Raw genomic sequence first — 1,215 nt, forward strand, 5'->3', positions numbered from 1 at the left:
GGTTAAGCTACTAAGAGCACACGGAGGATGCCTAGGCGCTAGGAGCCGATGAAGGACGTGGCGAACAACGAAACTGCCTCGGGGAGCTGTAAGCAAGCTTTGATCCGGGGATGTCCGAATGGGGAAACCCAGCTGGGGTAATATCCAGTTACTCATAACTGAATACATAGGTTATGTAGAGGCATACCAGGGGAACTGAAACATCTAAGTACCCTGAGGAAGAGAAAACAATAGTGATTCCGTCAGTAGCGGCGAGCGAACGCGGAGAAGCCCAAACCAGAGAGCTTGCTCTTTGGGGTTGTGGGACGTCTCACATGGAGTTACAAAGGAACCGGTTAAGCGAAGAGGTCTGGAAAGGCCCGCCAAAGAAGGTAAAAGCCCTGTAATTGAAAGTCTGTTCCCTCCGAGACGGATCCCGAGTAGTGCGGGGCACGTGAAACCCCGTATGAATCCGGCAGGACCATCTGCCAAGGCTAAATACTTCCTAGCGACCGATAGTGAAGCAGTACCGTGAGGGAAAGGTGAAAAGCACCCCGGAAGGGGAGTGAAATAGAACCTGAAACCGTGTGCTTACAAAAAGTCAGAGCCCGTTTTAGGGGTGATGGCGTGCCTTTTGTAGAATGAACCGGCGAGTTACGTTCCCGTGCAAGGTTAAGGTGAAGAGCCGGAGCCGCAGCGAAAGCGAGTCTGAATAGGGCGAGTGAGTACGTGGACGTAGACCCGAAACCGGGTGATCTACCCCTGTCCAGGGTGAAGGTGCGGTAACACGCACTGGAGGCCCGAACCCACGCATGTTGAAAAATGCGGGGATGAGGTGGGGGTAGCGGAGAAATTCCAATCGAACTCGGAGATAGCTGGTTCTCCCCGAAATAGCTTTAGGGCTAGCCTCGGAAAACAGAGTCGTGGAGGTAGAGCACTGATTGGGTGCGGGGCCCGCAAGGGTTACCAAGCTCAGTCAAACTCCGAATGCCATAGACTTACTTCCGGGAGTCAGACAGTGAGTGCTAAGATCCATTGTCAAAAGGGAAACAGCCCAGACCATCAGCTAAGGTCCCCAAGTGTGTGTTAAGTGGGAAAGGATGTGGAGTTGCACAGACAACCAGGATGTTGGCTTAGAAGCAGCCACCATTGAAAGAGTGCGTAATAGCTCACTGGTCGAGTGACTCTGCGCCGAAAATGTAACGGGGCTAAACACACCACCGAAGCTATGGCTTG

The 1,215-nt window shown here is 52.8% G+C and carries 1 rRNA gene; it reads left to right on the forward strand.

Annotation, left to right across the window (positions count from 1 at the left end):
* Positions 1 to 1,215, forward strand: a 23S ribosomal RNA gene (locus Q9R46_RS28540); the annotation flags it as partial.

Source organism: Paenibacillus sp. RRE4, from assembly GCF_031844205.1.
GTDB classification, from domain to species: domain Bacteria; phylum Bacillota; class Bacilli; order Paenibacillales; family Paenibacillaceae; genus Paenibacillus; species Paenibacillus xylanexedens_B.